This is a genomic window from Streptomyces sp. NPDC058145, from assembly GCF_042884245.1.
Classification (GTDB): Bacteria; Actinomycetota; Actinomycetes; order Streptomycetales; family Streptomycetaceae; genus Streptomyces.
In genome coordinates this window covers 420,256-438,022 of sequence record NZ_JBHVUH010000008.1, presented here as the reverse complement: position 1 = coordinate 438,022, position 17,767 = coordinate 420,256, and the positions used below count along the sequence as shown (strand labels likewise).

Here is a 17,767-nt window from a genome sequence, read left to right as displayed (position 1 = left end):
CTGGCGTTGATTTTTGGCACGCTGTTGAGTTCTCAAGGAACGGTCGCTTCCTTTGTACTCACCCTCTCGGGCTTTCCTCCGGGCGCTTCCCTTCGGTGTTCCAAACTCTATCAGTGTTTTTCCGACTCTCTGACCACCCTCCGCGGACATGCGGAAGGGATCCCGAGAGAGGATCTGACCAGTTTGGTTGCTGCCGGGCCGCGACACTTTCGCGCCGCACCGCCCCAAGCAGGAGTACGACAGTACACGGGGCCGCGAACGGCATGCAAATCGATGGTGTTGGTGGTCTAGACCACTAGCTGGTAGGTTCCGTACGGAACCGTCACTTCCTTTGGCATACGCTGCTGCTCAGCGCGCCGTTTACGGGACAGGCAGTGACGGCCCCACCCGCAGCTCCACTCCTGGGAGGCTTCCCATGACCACCGTGACGTCCCCTCTCGCCGGTCGGGTTATCGGACTGGCCGAAGTGCCGGATCCGGTCTTCTCCGGGGCCATGGTCGGCCCGGGTACCGCGATCGACCCCGTGCGTGAGCCCTCCGAAGCCGTGGCGCCGGTGGACGGCGTCATCGTCTCCCTGCACCCGCACGCCTTCGTCGTTGTCGACGGAACCGGGCACGGTGTGCTCACCCATCTCGGCATCGACACCGTTCAGCTCAACGGCGAGGGGTTCGAGCTGCTCGTCGGCAAGGGCGACACCGTGACGCGTGGACAGAGCATCGTGCGCTGGGACCCCGCCGCGGTCGAGGCGGCCGGCAAGTCCCCCGTGTGCCCCGTCGTGGCCCTCGAGGCCACCGCCGAGTCCCTCTCCGAACTGCGGGACAGCGGTGACGTGAAGGCCGGCGACAGCCTCTTCTCCTGGAACTGACGGCAGGGCCGCCGTCCGGCGGCGTACTGGACGACCACCGCGGCGGCGGTCCCGCCGCACTATCGGAGACGGTGAGATGGAGACAACGCTGCGAGGCGTCGGCGTGAGCCACGGTGTGGCGATCGGCGAGGTACGGCACATGGGAACGGCGGTGCTCGAGCCGCCTGCCAAGCAAATACCCGCGGACGAGGCGGGACGCGAGCAGGGACGGGCGCGCCAGGCGGTGGATGCCGTGGCGGCCGATCTGATGGCGCGCGGCAACCTGGCCGGCGGCGAAGCCCAGGCGGTGCTCGAGGCGCAGGCCATGATGGCCCAGGATCCCGAGCTGATGGCGGACGTGGAGCGGCGGATCGCCGTCGGCAGCACGGCCGAGCGTGCCGTGTACGACGCGTTCGCCTCGTACCGCGAGCTGCTGGCCGGGGCCGGGGAGTACCTCGCCGGGCGCGTGGCCGACCTGGACGACGTGCGGAACCGTATCGTCGCCCGGCTGCTGGGCGTGCCGATGCCGGGTGTCCCGGACAGTGACCGGCCCTATGTGCTGGTGGCGCGCGATCTGGCGCCGGCGGACACGGCGCTCCTCGACCCCACTCTCGTCCTCGGTTTCGTGACGGAGGAGGGCGGGCCGACCAGTCACAGCGCCATCCTGGCCCGTGCCCTGGGCGTTCCGGCCGTCGTGGCGCTGCCGGGCGCCGGAGAACTGGCCGAGGGGACGGTGGTCGCCGTCGACGGCAGCACCGGTGACATCTTCGTGAACCCGAGCGCCGAGAAGAGGGCGCAGATGGAGTCGGCGGCCGCCGAGCGCAAGGCCGCGCTCGCGGCTTCCACCGGTCCGGGCGCCACGGCCGACGGGCACAAAATGCCGCTGCTGGCCAATGTCGGCGGGCCCGCGGACGTGCCGGCCGCCGTGGAGGCCGGGGCCGAGGGGGTCGGTCTGTTCCGCACGGAGTTCCTTTTCCTGGACGACAGCAAGAACGCGCCGTCCGAGGACAAGCAGGTGGAGGCCTACCGGCAGGTGCTGGAGGCGTTCCCCGAGGGCCGGGTGGTCGTGCGGGTGCTGGACGCGGGCGCGGACAAGCCGCTGGAGTTCCTGACCCCGGCGGACGAGCCGAACCCTGCGCTGGGCGTGCGGGGTCTGCGGACGCTGCTCGACCACCCCGACGTCCTGCGCACCCAGCTGACCGCGCTGGCCAGGGCCGCGGAGGGGCTGCCGGTGTACCTCGAGGTCATGGCGCCCATGGTGGCGGACCGTGCGGATGCCAAGGCGTTCGCGGACGCCTGCCGCGAGGCGGGGCTCCGGGCGAAGTTCGGCGCGATGGTGGAGATCCCGTCCGCCGCGCTGCGGGCGCGTTCGATCCTTCAGGAGGTCGAGTTCCTCTCGCTCGGGACCAATGACCTCGCGCAGTACACCTTCGCGGCGGACCGCCAGGTGGGTGCGGTGTCGCGGCTCCAGGACCCGTGGCAGCCGGCGCTGCTCGATCTGGTGGCACTGTCCGCCGAGGCGGCCAGGGCCGAGGGCAAGAGCTGCGGGGTGTGCGGCGAGGCCGCGTCCGATCCGGTGCTGGCCTGTGTGCTGACCGGTCTGGGTGTCACCTCCCTGTCCATGGGCGCGGCGTCGCTTCCCTACGTCCGGGCGACTCTGGCGAAGTACACGCTGGCGCAGTGCGAGCGGGCCGCCGCCGCCGCGCGGGCGGCGGACAGCGCCGCTGAGGCACGCAGCGCGGCGCAGGCGGTGCTGTCCGGGGAGTAGTCGATCCCGGCTCGCACCGGATGGCCGGTTCAGGGGCGTCCCACCTTCGGGTGGGACGCCCCTGCCGCGTTCAGTGGCGGTGTTCCGGTGGCGTGTCCTCCTGTCCGAGGTCGGGCGGCGCGCAGTAGTCGACGTCCGGTTCGGGGCTGATGAGGTCGCCGGATTCGGCGTCCGTGCAGTAGGCGTCGAAGACCTCGGCGGCGCTCAGGGGTACGAGATCGCCTCCGCGCAGTCGCCAGCCGTGCACGCGGTCGGCCGTACCGGGAGAGCTGACGCGCATGACCAGGCCGCCGGGGCTGTTGGTGGCGAGGCCGAGGGCGAGGACGCTGGTGAATTCGAGGGCTTCAGCCTCGTCGAGTTCGGTGGTGCCCGCGGTGCCCTGGTCGGAGTGGAGGACGGCGACGAGGGTTTCCGCCGGCGCCGAGACGCTGCAGACGAGGTGGCGGTCGCCGGGCGGGGCGGTGTCGAGGATGCGGACGACGAGGTCGGACGCGCGGGTGAAGGCGGCGCGGCCGATGTCCTCGCCGCAGGTGGCGCAGGGGCCGAGGCGGGTCAGGATGATGGTGGCGTACTCCCAGGTGGCCTGTCGTACGGCTTCGTCGACGAGGTCGGGCAGGAGCGCGGTGAGAGGACGGCCGTCGTAGGGGACGGTGGGGCCGGTGGCCGCCAGTTGCGCGGTGAACCGGGCACGGCTGGCGGATGCTTCCGGGTCGAGGCCGGTTTCCGCGCAGAACGCGGCGTAGTCCTCGGGGTCGAACAGGGCCAGTGTGGTGTGTCCGCCCTGGGCCGCCCGGCTTTTCAGCAGGGATTCCACCTGTCGCAGGTAGGTGGTGTGGTCGTCGAAGACGAAGCTGCGGTAGCGCCGCATGACGCTGAAGTCGTGTTCGTCGGTGAGCAGGCCGATGGTGCCGACGATCTCGCGGCGCAGGACGCGTCGCATCGTCTGCTGGTCGGTGTGCGCCATGTTTCCCCCAAGTGCGCGGTCGATCAATGCTCACTCACAGTAACCGGGGGCACTGACAACGGGCTGTGGCGGAGGCGTTCGGCCAGAGGTCGACCGCGCGTGCGGCCCGGACTTCGCCACCGTGACGGGGCGGGTCCGAGGCCGTTCGCGGAGGGTGGGGTCAGGCGCGCTCGCGGGCCAGTTCCTCGTAGAAGCCCAGCAGCGTGAGGTTGTCGATGGAGCCGGGGTTGACGGCCTTCTCCAGCGGAGTGCCCTGGAGAAGGCGCTTGACCGGGACCTCGATGCGCTTGCCGGTGAGAGTGTGCGGGATGCCGGGGACGGCGATGACCTCGTCGGGCACGTGGCGCGGCGAGAGCTGTTCGCGGATGGCCTGCTTGATGCGGTTCAGGAGCGCCTCGTCGAGCACGGCGCCCGGTGCCAGGTGCACGAAGAGCGGCATCCAGTAGCCCCCGTCGGGCTGCTCGATGCCGATGACGAGGGACTCCTTGATTTCGGGCAGCCGTTCGACCACTTCGTAGATGTCGGCCGAACCCATGCGTACGCCCTGCCGGTTGAGGGTGGAGTCGGAGCGGCCGTGGATGATCACTGATCCGCGCGAGGTGAGGGTGATCCAGTCGCCGTGCCGCCAGACGCCCGGGTAGGTGTCGAAGTAGCTGTCGTGGTAGCGGCTGCCGTCGGGGTCGTTCCAAAAGTGGATCGGCATGGACGGCATGGGGTTGGTGACGACCAGCTCGCCCACCTCGTCGACGAGGGGTTTGCCGCCGGGGTCCCAGGACTGCAGGTCGGTGCCGAGGCCGGGCGCCTGAAGTTCGCCGGTGTACACCGGCAGGGTCGGTACGGCTCCCGCGAAGCAGGAGCAGACGTCCGTGCCACCGCTGACGGAGGCGATCCACAGGTCGTCGCGGACCTCGTCGTGCAGCCAGCGGAACCCGTCCGGCGGCAGTGGCGAGCCCGTGGTGGCGACGCACTGCACACGGGAGAGGTCGAAGTCGCGGGAGGGGTGGACGCCCGCCTTGCGGCAGGCCATGACGTATGCGGCGGAGGTGCCGTAGAGCGTGGCTCCGGTGCGCTCGGCGACGCGCCACTGGGCGCCGGTGTCCGGGTAGCCGGGGCTGCCGTCGTACAGGACGATCGTCGTGCCCGTGAGCAGGCCGGAGACGAGGAAGTTCCACATCATCCAGCCGGTCGAGGTGTACCAGAAGAAACGGTCCTCGGGGCCGAGGTCGCAGTGCAGGCCGAGCTGCTTGAGGTGCTCCACCAGGATGCCGCCCTGGGACTGCACGATGGCCTTGGGCAGGCCCGTGGTTCCGGAGGAGTACAGGACCCACAGCGGATGACCGAACGGGACCTGTTCGAAGACGGGCGCGGTGTCGGCGGCCGTCAGTGCCGACCACTCCAGGGCGCCCTCGGGTGCTTCGGTGCCGAGGAGCGGGATGTGGACGACGGCGCGCAGGGTGGGCAGCTCCCGGCGCAGTTCGGCCACGGTCTCGCGGCGGTCGTGCTCCTTGCCGCCGTAGCGGTAGCCGTCGACGGTGAACAGGACGACGGGTTCGACCTGCTGGAAGCGGTCGAGGACACTGCGGGCGCCGAAGTCGGGGGCGCAGGAGGTCCACACGGCGCCCACGGCGGCCGTGGCCAGGAGGGCGGCCACGGCCTCGGGGATGTTCGGGAGGTACCCGCTGACCCGGTCGCCGGGGCGGACGCCGAGGGCGCGGAGTTCGGCGGCGAGGGAGCCGACCTGGCGGCTCAGTTCGGCCCAGGTCACCGGGCGCGGTTCATGGGTCTCGTCGACGTACAGGAGCGCCGGCTCGTCGGGGCGGCCGGCCGCGGCGCGCAGTGCGTGCTCGGCGTAGTTGAGGGTGGCTCCGGGGAACCACTCGGCGCCGGGCATGGAGCGGTCGCCGAGCACGCGCGCGTACGGGGTGGAGAAACTGACGTCGAACCAGTCGGTGACGGCTCTCCAGAACGTGTCCAGCTGCTCCACGGACCACTGGTGCAACGCGGGATAGCCGCCCTCGGCCGGGGCACCGTGGTGCTCGGCGGCCCATGCCTGGAACTCGGTGATGCGTGCCTGGGCGATCCGCTCGGGATCGGGCTGCCAGAGCGGCTGAGGGTTCGCTGTCGACATGGGGCGGCTCCCGGGCTGTGCGCGTCGTGTGCGTCCGTCCGCGCACGGGCTGGGGTGTGCGCGTGACGCGGCTGACAGGGACGATGCCATGTGATCGACTTCTGCACCAGGGCGGCCCCCACATACTCCGTGTCGTGAAGATGTGGTCCGGACACGGGTGAACGGCAGTTGAACGACACGCGCGCGTGGGGCGGTCAGTGGCAGGGTGAGCAGCATGGACGGTCGTGACCTGGTGCGTTCGGTGAGTGTTGTCGGTTCGGGGCGGGCGGCTCAGGGGTTGCGTACCGTGCGCGCGGCGTGGCGCAGACGGCGGATCGACGCCGCCGGGCTGCCCCGGCGGGGGGCCGAGCGCGCGCGGGTCCCTGGGCGGGTGCGGGGGGCGGAGCCGGGGCCGGGGGGCGGTCTGATCCGGTTCGGCCGGTCCGAGCTGCGGATCACCGTGACGGTCAGCGGGGCCGTGTTCTGGGGCTGGGACGGGGCGGCTCCGGAGCCGTCGTACGCGCTCGCCGGGGCGTGTCCGGAGCCCGATCCGCGGGCCGTGCTGGAGCCGGACAAGGACGGCGGCTGGCGGGTGGTGGCCGAGCGGGTGACGGTCGTGGTCTCGCGGCACGGGGCGCTGGAGGTGTGCACCCCGGGCGGTGTGGTGCTGCGGCGGGAGATGCCGCCGCGGTGGTGGGAGCCGGCCGGTGGGGGCACGGCGCGGTGGATGCAGCGGTCCGAGGTGGCGGCGGACGCCCGGTTCTTCGGTCTGGGCGGGCGCGCGGGCGGCCCGCGGCTGCGCGACGGCACCTACCGGCTGTGGAACACCGATCCGGGCCGTGCGTTCGGCCCCGAGGACGATCCGCTGTACGTGACCATGCCGGTGCAGCTGGTCGTCGCGGACGCCGCGACCCATCTGGTGTTCCACGACACCACGTGGGACGGCATGGTGAGCCTGCGGGAGGGCGAGGAGGGCGCCGGGTCCGGACACGACCGGGCGGGACGCTGTGAGCTGCGCATGGACGGGGGGCCGCTGCGCTGCTGGGTAATAGTGGGCACGCCCGCGCGCGTGCTGCTCACCTGGGCATCACTGACCGGGGCTCCCGCGCTGCCGCCCGCGTGGGCGCTCGGCCACCAGCACGCGCGGTGGGGCTTCGGCGGTGAGCAGGAGGTGCGCCGCATCGTCGCGGGATACCAGGAGCGCGATCTGCCGCTGGATGCCGTGCACCTGGACATCGACCACTACGACGGCCATCAGGTGTTCACCGTCGACCAGGAGCGTTTCCCCAAGTTGCCGGTGCTCGCGGAGGAGCTGCGCCGGGACGGTGTCCGGCTGGTGTCGATCGTCGACCCGGCGGTGAAGGCCGTGCCGGGCGGTGCCGTGTACGACAGCGGTTCGGCCCTGGACGCGTTCGTGCGGGACGGCGCGGGGCGGACGGTCCGGGGCGAGGTGTGGGCCGGTGAGTCGGTCTTCCCGGACTTCACGCACGCGCACGTGCGCAAGTGGTGGGGCGGGTTGTACGAGGAGCGGCTGGGACAGGGCTTCGCGGGGTTCTGGCACGACATGAACGAGCCGACGTCGTTCAGCGCCTTCGGTGAGACGACGCTGCCGCGTTCGGCCCGGCACGCCGTCGAGGGACGCGGTGGCGACCATCGCGAGGCGCACAACGTGTACGCCCTCTGCATGGCCAGGGCGGGCTACGAGGGACTGCGCGAGCTGTCGCCCCAGGAGCGGCCGTTCCTGTTCTCACGGTCCGGCTGGGCGGGCATGCAGCGCTACGGCGGCACCTGGTCCGGAGACGTGGCGACGGGCTGGCCGGGGCTGCGGGCCTCGCTGTCACTGGTGCTGGGGCTGGGGCTGTGCGGGGTGCCCTACTCGGGGCCGGACGTGGGCGGCTTCGACGGCAGTCCGTCGCCGGAGCTGTATCTGCGCTGGTTCCAGCTCGGCGCGTACCTGCCGTTGTTCCGGACCCACGCCGGTCTGCGCGCGGGGCGCAGGGAGCCGTGGGAGTTCGGTGCAGAGGTGCTGGGGCACGCCCGTGCGGCACTGCTCGAACGGCGGCGTCTGCTGCCGTACTTCGTGACGCTGGCGCACCTGGGGCGGCGCACCGGCGCGCCCTATGCGCGGCCGTTGTGGTGGGGGACGCCCGAGGACCGCGCGCTGCGCGACTGTGAGGACGCGTTCCTGCTCGGGGACCAGCTGCTGGTGGCGCCGGTTCTCGACCCCGGCGCCGGCCGGCGTGCGGTGCGGCTGCCGCGGGGCCGCTGGTACGACACGGTGACGGAGGAGGCGTTCGAGGGTCCCGGGCAGGTCTTCCTGGACACGCCGCTGTCCCGGATTCCGGTGCTCGCGCGCGCGGGGGCGGTCGTTCCCGTTCGGGGCGAGGACGGCGGACTCGAGCTGGAGGTGTGGGCGCCCGCCCCAGGGCGTACCGGGGGCGGGCTGGTCGTCCAGGACGCGGGCGACGGCTGGGACGAACCGGAGATCGAGCACTATGCGGCCCGCCTGCGGGGCCGGCGGGTGGTGGTGACCTGGGAGCGGGAGGACGGCGCGGCGGAGCCGCCCCACCCGGTGCGGGTACGGGGACTCGGCTGAGCGGGCGGCTCAGATGTAGCGGCCCTCGAACCAGCCCCGTACGGCAAGGGTGTGCAGCGGGAAGGCGAGTTCCTCGGGTCTGCGCAGCAGGTGCCAGCCCTCGGTCTCGTCCGTGGCGCTGGACGGCGGAAGTCCTTCGGCCGGGCGTTCGGGCAGGAGCCCGAACAGCAGCAGGTGCCCGTCGGGTGAGCTCATGGCGTCCACGAGGCGGACGTCACGGGCGGCGGCGTCGAGGCCCGTCTCCTCCTTGAGCTCGCGCACGACGGCCTGTTTCCAGTCCTCCCGGTCGTCGACGTAGCCACCGGGAAGCGCCGTGCCTCCGCGCGCGGGGGCGACGGTACGGGTGATGACGACCAGGGCCGTGCCGCTGGTGTCGTAGACGGGCTGGAGCGCGACGGCGACCGGAAGCGGGTTGCGGTAGGCCACGGTGCCGCAGGAGGGGCAGGTGCGCGGCCAGCCCGTCACGCCCTCGCCGTAGGGCGCTCCGCAGCTGGAACAGTGGGATCCAGGCGCGGAGTTGGCGGTTGAATGCTGATTTTCGGACACGCGCGGACTGTATCCGATCAGAGGAGGGTCTTCTTCCGGCACTGGCGAACAGGGACCCGACGTGGCACGAGGGAGCCCGGTCGGAACGTCACAGGCGCGCTCCCACCGGACGTTCTCCACGCTCCGTGATCGCCCGGGAATGCTGCGTGAACGTCTCATGAACTGCGCCTGGGCGCATTCCGGCAGCGCCATCATGCTCCCGTGCACTCCTGGACGGATACTCTCCGCTTCGCCTTCCAGCCGGTGGTCAATCTGCGGACCGGCGCTGTCACCGCACTGGAGGTACTCGCCCGCCCGGAGACGGGCGACGTCCTGGCCGAGGCCCGCCGTGACCCCGAACTCGACAGCAGGCTGGCCGTGCTGGCGCTCCGCGCGGCGACCCGCAAGGAGACGCTGCTGCCGCTGCACCTCAACGTGTTCGCCGCCACCCTGGCCGACCTCGGGGGCCTCGCCCGGCTGCACGAGGCCGTCCGCGCGGCGGGGCGGATGCCCTGGGAGGTGACCCTCGACATCGTGCCGCCCTGCACCCATGTGCCGCAGCGGGCGCTGCTGGAGGCGGTGGGCGCGCTGCGTGAGCAGGGGTTCCGGATCAGCGCGGACGGCATCGGGGACGGGGACGTACCTCTGCGGCTGCTCACCGACCTCTCCCCCGACCTGGTCAAGCTCGATGCCTCGCTGCTGGCCCGGCCGGCCGCTGTGCGGGCGATGCGGACCCTGTGCGAGCAACTGGGCGCCCTGGTGACGGTGGAGGGCGTGGAGACCGAACTGCAGTGCGCGGCCGCGCTGTCGGCCGGTGCGCAACTCGCCCAGGGCGAGCTGTTCGCGCCGCCGGCCCGGATTCCGGCGGCGGACGTGTACGTTCCGCCCCGCTCCCCCGCGGTCGTGACCCAGCCCCGGTCGGGGCCGCTGGTGCGGGAGTTCGTGCGACCCGCCGCCGTTCTGCCGGTGACCGCTTCGGCAGGGCAGGTCCGGGCGCTGCTGACCGGTTCACCGGACGTCTCGGGGGTGTTGCTCGTGGACCAGGCCGGGGTGCCCGTCCGTTCGGTGCACCGCTCGCGCTTCCTGCTGTCGATGTCCGGCCGGTACGGGCACGCCCTGTACGCGGACCGGCCCGCGCACAAGCTGGGCGACGCGCCGCGCGCGGTCGGCGCGGATGCCACCGCCTGGGAGGTGCTGGACATCGTGGCGATCGGCGGCAGCGCCCGCACCTCGGACGATGTGGCCGTCGTCGACCACCGTGGCCGGTGCGTGGGCGTGGTACGGCTCGCGGACCTCGTTCGGGCGCTGGCCGAGACCCGGGTGGAAGAGGCGGCGGGCCTGAACCCGCTGACCCGGCTGCCCGGTTCGGACGCGATCACGGGTGAGGTGGACCGGCGGATCGCCGAGGGCCGGGCGTTCGCGCTCAGCTGGCTGGACATCGACCACTTCAAGCAGGTCAACGACAGTGCCGGATTCGCCGCGGGCGACGAGCTGATCCGCTCGGTGGGCCGGGCACTGCAGGAGGCCGCGGCGGGGCACGCGCGCGTGGGCCACATCGGCGGGGACGACTTCCTGGTGCTGGCCGAGGAGGCGGCGCTCGAACCGCTGGCCACCGCCGTGCTCGACGCTCCCTGGTCGGCGGGCGGCCGCCTGGTCACGCTGTCCCTCTCGACCGTGGTGTGCCGGCCCGGGAGCGTGTTCGACCATCGGCAGGCCGCCGCACACCTCGCGCCGGTGAAGAAGGCCGCGAAGGCCCTGGACGGGACGAGTTGGGTGCTCGCGCGCGCGGGACTGCCCGGGCAGGAGATCCGGCGCGGCCGCGGGGCGGCACCGGCCCGGGCGGGCTGCGCGACGGCCGAGCCGCTCGGGTGAACCGCCCGTTCGTATACGGCCGTTCGAGCGCCCACCTGCGGGAAGGAGGCCGCCGGAGCCTCCATCCGGGCAACCGCTGTCATCGTTGCCGTCGGCGACCTTGACGGCCTCCCGGTGCCGGTGAACACTTCCCGGTGTCAGCCGACATCGCCGTACATTCATGGCGTATTCAGGCACTGCGCCATGGGTCTTTTCCCTGCCCCTCGGCCTGCCCCTGAGGGCGATACGGCTGCGACGGCACGCTCGTCACGGACGCCGGGCGGGGCGCGGGGCCCTCCCTGCCTTCGGCTGAAGTCGCCAAAGGAACCGTTCCTGCACGGAGAGCCGGGGCCGTTCGCCCCAGGCCGGCGTCAAGGGAGCCGCCATGAGCAACGGAGACATATTCGTCGGCGAAGTCATCGGTACCGCGATCCTGATCCTGTTCGGTGCCGGTGTCTGCGCCGCCGTCACCCTCAGATACTCCAAGGCGCGCGCCTCGGGGTGGGTGGTCATCGCGTTCGGCTGGGGATTCGGCGTGCTCGCGGGCGCCTACACCGCCGCGCCCCTGTCCGGCGGGCACCTCAATCCCGCGGTCACCATCGGCATCGCCGTGGACACCGGAAAGTGGGACAAGGTCTGGGTCTATCTGCTGGGCCAGATCGTCGGCGCGATGCTCGGCGCCGTCCTCGCCTACCTGGTGTATCTCGCGCAGTTCCAGGCCAATGTCCGCGAGGAGGGCACGACGGAGGGAACCGCCGACGAACCGGTGGCGACGCTGGGCATCTTCTCGACCATCCCGGAGATCAGGAATCCGGTCGCCAACCTCATTACCGAGATCATCGCGACGATGTCGCTCGTGCTGCCCATCCTCGCCTTCGGGCTCACCAAGGGGCTCGGCGAGTCCGGCACGACGGTCCTGATCGTCTCGCTGCTCGTCGTCGGTATCGGGCTCTCCCTCGGCGGCCCCACCGGATACGCCATCAACCCGGCCCGCGACCTCGGCCCGCGCATCGTGCACACCTTCCTGCCGATCCCGAACAAGGGCGCGTCCGACTGGGGTTACTCCTGGATCCCGGTCGTCGGCCCGCTGATCGGCGGCGCGCTCGCGGGCCTCGTCTACAACGTCGCCTTCTGACCGGGCGACCCGACCGCGCACCGACCGCGCGGACCCGGCCACGAAGGCCCGATCCAGCGACCCGACCCAGCGACCCAGGGACAGCCATGACGGACACCGCCGAGAAGTACGTCGCCGCCATCGATCAGGGCACCACGTCCAGCCGCTGCATCATCTTCGACCACGGTGGCGCGATCGTCGCCGTGGACCAGCGCGAGCACCGCCAGATATTCCCCAAGCCGGGCTGGGTGGAGCACGACGCCACCGAGATCTGGTCCAAGGTGCAGGCCGTGGTGGCCGGGGCGCTGGCCAGGGCCGGGCTGCGCGCCGACCGGCTCAGCGCGCTCGGCATCACCAACCAGCGGGAGACCACGGTCCTGTGGGACCGCGCCACGGGCAAGCCCGTGCACAACGCGATCGTCTGGCAGGACACCCGTACCGCCGCCCTGTGCCGCGAACTGGGCGGCACCGACGGGCAGGACCGCTTCCGGGAGCCGACCGGACTCCCGCTGGCCAGCTACTTCTCCGGGCCGAAGGCGGCCTGGCTGCTGGACAACGTGCCCGGCCTCAGGGAGCGTGCCGAGCGCGGTGAGATCGCCTTCGGCACCATCGACTCGTGGCTGATCTGGAACCTCACCGGCGGCCCGGACGGCGGCCGGCACGTCACGGACGTCACGAACGCCGGCCGCACCATGCTGATGAACCTGAACACGCTCCAGTGGGACCCCGCCATCCTCTCCGCGATGAACGTGCCCGAGGCGGTCCTGCCGGAGATCAGGTCGTCCGCCGAGGTGTACGGCACCGCCGTCGGCCCACTCGCCGGGGTCCCCGTGGCCTCGGCGCTCGGCGACCAGCAGGCGGCCGTGTTCGGGCAGGCCTGCTACGACGTCGGCACCGCGAAGAACACCTACGGCACCGGCAGCTTCCTCCTTCTCAACACCGGCGACCGGCCGGTGGCGTCCAAGAACGGCCTGCTGACGACGATGGGCTACAAGATCGGCGGGGAGGCGCCGGTGTACTGCCTGGAGGGGTCCATAGCGATAACGGGTGCGCTGGTCCAGTGGTTCCGGGACCAGCTCGGCATCATCCGCGACGCCGACGAGATCGAGACCCTGGCGGCGAGCGTCGAGGACAACGGCGGCGCCTACATCGTGCCCGCCTTCTCCGGACTGTTCGCGCCCTACTGGCGCTCCGACGCGCGCGGTGTCGTCACCGGTCTGACCCGCTACGTCACCAAGGCCCACCTCGCGCGCGCGGTGCTGGAGGCGACGAGCTGGCAGACGCGGGAGGTCGTGGACGCCATGTACCAGGACTCCGGGGTGCGGATCACGACCCTGAAGGTCGACGGCGGCATGACGAAGAACAACCTGCTCATGCAGCACCAGGCCGATGTGCTCGGTGTTCCGGTGATCCGGCCGCGGGTGTCCGAGACCACCTGCCTGGGGGCCGCCTACGCGGCCGGTCTGGCGACGGGCGTGTGGAACGACCTCGACGAGCTGAAGTCGCACTGGCAACGGGACGCCGAGTGGACCCCCGCGATGGAGGCGCCGGTACGCGACCGTGAGTACCGCAACTGGCGCAGGGCGGTGGAGAAGAGCTTCGGCTGGCTCGAGGAGGACGACGTGTAGGGGCGAGGGAGCCCGGCACGCGCGCGTGCGAGGTGCGTGAATCCCTCACGCGCGCGTCGGGTGTCCGCGGGGACCGCGGCCCGTACCCCTGTCGGCGGGGGTACGGGCCGTGCCATGGGCCGGGGGGATCAGGGGGCGAGGGCCTGGCGACGGCCTGCCGCGTACTCCATCGCGTGCTGGACGACGCCGATGAGCACCTCCTTGACCGCCTCCCGGTCACGTGCGTCGCACAGCACGACCGGCACCTGCTCGTCCAGGTCGAGGGCCTGCCGCACGGACTCCGCGGGGTAACGGGCCGCTCCCTCGAAGCAGTTGACACCGACGACGAAGGGGATCGAACGCCGTTCGAAGTAGTCGACGGCGGCGAAGCAGTCCTCCAGGCGGCGCGTGTCCGCGAGGACCACGGCACCGAGCGCGCCCTCGGACAGCTCGTCCCACATGAACCAGAACCGTTCCTGTCCGGGTGTCCCGAACAGGTAGAGCACGAGATCCTCACGCAGGGTGATGCGGCCGAAGTCCATGGCCACGGTGGTCGTGTGCTTCCCCTCCACCCCGCTGGTGTCGTCGACCGGACGCCCGGCCTCGGTGAGCAGTTCCTCGGTGCGCAGCGGCCTGATCTCGCTGACCGCGCCGACGAGTGTCGTCTTGCCCACGCCGAAGCCGCCGGCCACGAGGATCTTGAGCGTGACGGGCTCGACCGGGGGCTTGCCGCGTTCAGAACGCCCGAAGATCATCCGTCTCTTCTCCTGCTTGATCGTGTTCGGGCGACGGTCGGCCGTAGCCGCCGCCACCAGGGGTTTCGATGACGAGAACATCGCCCGGACCCACGTCCGCCGAGCCGCTCCCACCGAAATCGGTGACCGTGCCGTCGGCCCGTTCCACCCGGTTGGCGCCGAGCTCGCCGGGTGCTCCGCCGGCCATGCCGTACGGCGGCACGCGGCGGTGCTGCGACAGCATGGAGACGGTCATGGGTTCCAGGAAGCGGATCCGGCGCACGGCGCCGTCGCCGCCGCGCCGGCGCCCCGAGCCGCCGCTGCCCCGCCGGACGGTGAACTCCTCGAGCCGGACGGGGAGCCGCCATTCCAGCACTTCGGGGTCGGTGAGCCGCGAGTTGGTCATGTGGGTCTGGACGACGTCGGCGCCGGGGAAGCCGTCGCCGGCGCCGGATCCGGAGGCGACGGTCTCGTAGTACTGGTGGCGTTCGTTGCCGAAGGTGACGTTGTTCATGGTCCCGGAGCCCTCGGCCTGCACGCCGAGCGCGGCGTAGAGGGCACCGGTGACGGCCTGGGACGTCTCCACGTTGCCCGCGACGACGGCGGCGGGCGGCTCGGGGGCGAGCATCGAGCCGGGCGGTACGACGATGTCCAGCGGGCGCAGACAGCCGTCGTTGAGCGGGATCTCGTCGGCGACCAGGGTGCGGAAGACGTACAGGACGGCCGCGTTGACCACCGAGGAGGGGGCGTTGAAGTTGGTGGCAAGCTGAGCGGAGGTGCCGGTGAAGTCGATGGTCGCGCGCCGCTCGGCACGGTCGACGCGCACACGGACGCGGATGACGGCGCCGGAGTCCGTCTCGTAGGCGTACTCCCCGTCGTCCAGGGCGTCGATGACCCGGCGGACCGCCTCCTCCGCGTTGTCCTGGACGTGCCGCATGTAGGCCTGGACGACGTCGAGGCCGAACTCCTCGATCATGCGGCGGACCTCGTCGACGCCCTTGCGGTTGGCGGCGATCTGCGCGCGCAGGTCGGCGAGGTTGGTGCGGACGTTGCGGGAGGGGTGGGGGGCCTCGGTGAGCAGGCGACGGGTCTCCTCCTCGCGGAAGCGGCCGTCCTGGGCGAGCAGCCAGTTGTCGAAGAGGACGCCTTCCTCGTCGATGGTCCGGCTGTGGGCGGGCATGGAGCCGGGGGCGATGCCGCCGATCTCGGCGTGGTGGCCGCGGGAGGCGACGTAGAAGAGGATCTCCGGCTCACTCCGCGTGGCCGTCGCGTCGTCGGTGTCGAAGACCGGGGTGATCACGGTGACGTCGGGCAGGTGGGTGCCGCCATGGTAGGGGTCGTTGACGGCGTAGGTGTCGCCAGGGCGCATCGAGGTGCCGCGGCGACGGATGACCTCCTTGACGCTGGTGCCCATGGAGCCCAGGTGGACGGGGATGTGGGGCGCGTTGGCCACCAAATTCCCGAGGGGGTCGAACAGGGCGCAGGAGAAGTCCAGCCGCTCCTTGATGTTGACGGACTGGGCCGTGGACTCCAGCCGGGCGCCCATCTGTTCGGCGATCGACATGAAGAGGTTGTTGAAGACCTCGAGCAGAACAGGGTCCACTTTCGTGTCGAGTTCGGAACTCTCCGTAATCGCCGTGCGTTCCATGACCAGCTGCCCGTCGTCTCCGGCCGCGGCCCGCCAGCCGTCGTCGACGACGGTCGTCGCGCCGGGCTCGGTGACGATCGCGGGTCCGGTGACCGCCTCGCCGGGAGGAAGGGCCTCCCGGCGGTGGAGGGGTACGTCGTGCCAGGCGCCGCCGGTGTGCAGGCGGACGGTTCGCGGTGCGGCGCGATGGCCCTCGTAAGGGGCGAGGGCGGACAGATCGGGGGGTGCGGTGATGCCGGTGGCTTCGACGGAGAGCGCTTCGACGACGATCGGGCGGTCCAGGGTGAAGGAGTACGTGGCGCGATGACGTTCTTCGAAGGCGTGCGTCATGGTGCCGGGCTCGGTCAGCGCGACGGTGAGGGTGGTGTCGGTGCCGTCGTAGCGGAGCTGGGCGCGGCGGGTGACCTCGATGCGGTCCTCAGGGACGTCCTCGGCGCGCAGTTCGGCGCGAGCGGCGCTCTCCAGGGCGTCGGCCGTCTCGCGGACGCCGGGCATCGAGGCGGCTTCCAGGGGCGCCTCGACTGACTGTTCGCGCATGGCTGTGGTGTCGGCGAGGCCGATGCCGAGCGCGGAGAGCACACCGGCCATGGGGGGTACGAGGATGGTGCGGATGCCCAGGGAGTCGGCGACCCGGCACGCGTGCTGGCCGCCCGCTCCGCCGAAGGTGGTCAGGGCGTAGCGGGTGACGTCGTGGCCCTTCTGGACGGAGATCCGTTTCACGGCGTTGGCGATGTTGGCGACGGCGATCCGCAGGTAGCCCTCGGCCACCTGCTCGGGTGTGCGGTCGTCGCCGGTCCGCTCGCGGATCTCGTGTGCGAGGGCGGTGAAGCGGTCGCGGACGACGGCGGCGTCGAGGGGCTGGTCGCCGTCCGGGCCGAACACCGCGGGGAAGTGGGCGGGCGGGATGCGGCCGAGCATCACGTTGGCGTCGGTGACGGTGAGCGGGCCGCCGGCGCGGTAGCAGGCGGGTCCGGGGGCGGCGCCGGCCGAGTCGGGTCCGACGCGGTAGCGGGAGCCGTCGAAGTGGAGCACGGAGCCGCCGCCTGCGGCGACGGTGTGGATGTCCAGCATCGGGGCGCGCAGCCGGACGCCGGCGATCTGGCTGGTGAAGACGCGTTCGTACGCGCCGACGAAGTGCGAGACGTCGGTGGAGGTGCCGCCCATGTCGAAGCCGATGACGCGGTCGAAGCCGGCCCGCTGCGACATGCGGGCCATGCCCACGATGCCGCCTGCCGGTCCGGAGAGGACGGCGTCCTTGCCGCGGAACTGTCCGGCCTCGGTGAGTCCGCCGTTGGACTGCATGAACATCAGTCGCACGCCGTGCAGTTCGTCGGCGACGTGCCGAACGTAGCGGCGCAGCACCGGGGACAGGTAGGCGTCGACGACGGCGGTGTCACCGCGCGGGACGAGTTTCATCAGCGGGCTGGTCTCGCTGGACAGCGAGATCTGCGGGAATCCGGTGCGCGCGACGAGGTCGCCGATGGCGCGTTCGTGGGCGGGGTGCAGATGGCTGTGCAGGCAGACTACGGCCACCGCGCGGATCCCGTCGTCGTACGCCTGCCGAAGCGGTCCCGCGAGCGCGTCGAGGTCGGGAGAGCGCAACACGGTTCCGTCGGCGGCCATGCGTTCGTCGGCCTCGATGACCCGCTCGTACAGCAGCCCGGGCAACTGGATGTGGCGGGCGAAGATGGCGGGGCGGTTCTGGTAGGCGATGCGCAGGGCGTCGCGGAAGCCACGGGTGATCACCAGAACCGTGCGCTCGCCCTTGCGTTCCAGCAGTGCGTTGGTGGCGACGGTGGTGCCCATGCGCACGGCGTCGACGGGCTCCCGGGAGCCGTGCAGCAGTTCCCGGACGCCCGCGACCGCCGCGTCGGCGTACCGTTCGGGGTTGTCGGACAGCAGCTTGTGCGTGAGCAGCCGGCCGTCCGGGCGACGCGCCACGATGTCGGTGAAGGTGCCGCCTCGGTCGACCCAGAACTGCCAGCCTGTCACGTCGTTACTCCGCTTCC

11 protein-coding genes are annotated in these 17,767 nt (G+C 71.6%); 6 read left to right on the top strand and 5 right to left on the bottom strand.

Going from position 1 to position 17,767, the window contains the following annotated elements; all coding sequences use genetic code 11:
* Positions 1 to 415 precede the first annotated feature (415 nt).
* Together ACFVVO_RS20945 and ptsP are read left to right on the top strand one after the other, a co-directional pair.
* On the top strand, positions 416 to 865 hold the full coding sequence (locus ACFVVO_RS20945; protein ID WP_390056873.1) for a PTS glucose transporter subunit IIA: 450 nt from the start codon (positions 416 to 418) through the stop codon (positions 863 to 865).
* Between the two features lie 76 nt (positions 866 to 941).
* Positions 942 to 2,612, top strand: a complete 1,671-nt coding sequence (gene ptsP, locus ACFVVO_RS20940; RefSeq protein ID WP_390056872.1) for a phosphoenolpyruvate--protein phosphotransferase — start codon at positions 942 to 944, stop codon at positions 2,610 to 2,612.
* Positions 2,613 to 2,682: 70 nt separating this feature from the next.
* Here the strand turns inward: ptsP and ACFVVO_RS20935 are convergent, their stop codons facing one another.
* Together ACFVVO_RS20935 and ACFVVO_RS20930 are read right to left on the bottom strand one after the other, a co-directional pair.
* Complete coding sequence (locus tag ACFVVO_RS20935; RefSeq protein WP_390056870.1) at positions 2,683 to 3,576, bottom strand: hypothetical protein; 894 nt, start codon at positions 3,574 to 3,576, stop codon at positions 2,683 to 2,685.
* Between the two features lie 160 nt (positions 3,577 to 3,736).
* A complete protein-coding gene (locus tag ACFVVO_RS20930) occupies positions 3,737 to 5,704 on the bottom strand; it encodes an acetoacetate--CoA ligase (RefSeq protein WP_390056869.1) in 1,968 nt (655 codons plus the stop codon).
* Positions 5,705 to 5,918: 214 nt separating this feature from the next.
* Here ACFVVO_RS20930 and ACFVVO_RS20925 point away from each other — a divergent pair, with 214 nt between their 5' ends.
* Entirely contained in the window at positions 5,919 to 8,279 is a 2,361-nt protein-coding gene (locus ACFVVO_RS20925) for a TIM-barrel domain-containing protein (RefSeq protein WP_390056867.1), read from the top strand.
* Between the two features lie 9 nt (positions 8,280 to 8,288).
* On the opposite strand, the gene ACFVVO_RS20920 is transcribed toward ACFVVO_RS20925, so the two are convergent.
* Entirely contained in the window at positions 8,289 to 8,825 is a 537-nt protein-coding gene (locus tag ACFVVO_RS20920) for an NUDIX domain-containing protein (protein ID WP_390056866.1), read from the bottom strand.
* Positions 8,826 to 9,026: 201 nt separating this feature from the next.
* On the opposite strand from ACFVVO_RS20920, the gene ACFVVO_RS20915 reads away from it, so the two are divergent.
* The 3 genes from ACFVVO_RS20915 (at position 9,027) to glpK (ending at position 13,397) form a co-directional block, all read left to right on the top strand.
* Positions 9,027 to 10,676 (top strand): EAL domain-containing protein, encoded by a 1,650-nt coding sequence (locus tag ACFVVO_RS20915; RefSeq protein WP_390056864.1) that lies wholly within the window; start codon positions 9,027 to 9,029, stop codon positions 10,674 to 10,676.
* 364 nt (positions 10,677 to 11,040) lie between these two features.
* Positions 11,041 to 11,790 (top strand): MIP/aquaporin family protein, encoded by a 750-nt coding sequence (locus tag ACFVVO_RS20910; protein ID WP_390056862.1) that lies wholly within the window; start codon positions 11,041 to 11,043, stop codon positions 11,788 to 11,790.
* Between the two features lie 86 nt (positions 11,791 to 11,876).
* On the top strand, positions 11,877 to 13,397 hold the full coding sequence (gene glpK, locus ACFVVO_RS20905) for a glycerol kinase GlpK (protein ID WP_390056860.1): 1,521 nt from the start codon (positions 11,877 to 11,879) through the stop codon (positions 13,395 to 13,397).
* A gap of 128 nt (positions 13,398 to 13,525) precedes the next feature.
* On the opposite strand, the gene ACFVVO_RS20900 is transcribed toward glpK, so the two are convergent.
* Together ACFVVO_RS20900 and ACFVVO_RS20895 are read right to left on the bottom strand one after the other, a co-directional pair.
* A complete protein-coding gene (locus ACFVVO_RS20900) occupies positions 13,526 to 14,131 on the bottom strand; it encodes an ATP/GTP-binding protein (protein WP_390056859.1) in 606 nt (201 codons plus the stop codon).
* The gene (locus tag ACFVVO_RS20895; protein ID WP_390056857.1) at positions 14,112 to 17,750 is read right to left on the bottom strand and encodes a hydantoinase B/oxoprolinase family protein; all 3,639 of its coding nucleotides are present in this window, start codon (positions 17,748 to 17,750) and stop codon (positions 14,112 to 14,114) included. The genes ACFVVO_RS20900 and ACFVVO_RS20895 overlap by 20 nt, the downstream gene beginning before the upstream one ends.
* Positions 17,751 to 17,767: the final 17 nt, after the last annotated feature.

Coding starts and splice junctions, on each gene's coding strand:
- ACFVVO_RS20945 (WP_390056873.1), top strand. CDS start 416: ATGACCACCGTGACGTCCCCTCTCGCCGGTCGGGTTATCGGACTGGCC.
- glpK (WP_390056860.1), top strand. CDS start 11,877: ATGACGGACACCGCCGAGAAGTACGTCGCCGCCATCGATCAGGGCACC.
- ACFVVO_RS20925 (WP_390056867.1), top strand. CDS start 5,919: ATGGACGGTCGTGACCTGGTGCGTTCGGTGAGTGTTGTCGGTTCGGGG.
- ACFVVO_RS20930 (WP_390056869.1), bottom strand. CDS start 5,704: ATGTCGACAGCGAACCCTCAGCCGCTCTGGCAGCCCGATCCCGAGCGG.
- ACFVVO_RS20935 (WP_390056870.1), bottom strand. CDS start 3,576: ATGGCGCACACCGACCAGCAGACGATGCGACGCGTCCTGCGCCGCGAG.
- ACFVVO_RS20900 (WP_390056859.1), bottom strand. CDS start 14,131: ATGATCTTCGGGCGTTCTGAACGCGGCAAGCCCCCGGTCGAGCCCGTC.
- ACFVVO_RS20910 (WP_390056862.1), top strand. CDS start 11,041: ATGAGCAACGGAGACATATTCGTCGGCGAAGTCATCGGTACCGCGATC.
- ptsP (WP_390056872.1), top strand. CDS start 942: ATGGAGACAACGCTGCGAGGCGTCGGCGTGAGCCACGGTGTGGCGATC.